Raw genomic sequence first — 235 nt, 5'->3', positions numbered from 1 at the left:
TGATTTTTCAGGTTTTTGCATAGTAGGAGAGGTGGCTTTGTTTTCTTCGGACGGAAACACCCCTTTTCCATTTAGCAGCCAATCCCGTTCTACTTCCGGAAAGTTTTGCACCACCTTCATGACAAATTCCACACTGGGTTTATTTCTTCCGGCAAGTAAGTGCGAAATAGTAGCGTAGTTGAAGTCCATGGTTTCCGAAAATACAGTAGCAGATAGCCCATAATAATCGAGTATT

1 protein-coding gene is annotated in these 235 nt (G+C 42.1%); it reads right to left on the bottom strand.

The features are described 5' to 3' along the window. Positions 1-234: helix-turn-helix domain-containing protein (locus tag ACY2RT_RS15690; protein WP_490156839.1), on the bottom strand; the 234-nt coding region annotated here is incomplete at its 3' end. Position 235: the final 1 nt, after the last annotated feature.

Source organism: Ulvibacter sp. 2210JD10-4, from assembly GCF_058148525.1.
The sequence above is the reverse complement of the archived record's forward strand: the minus strand, read 5'-3'. Positions and strand labels throughout refer to the sequence as shown.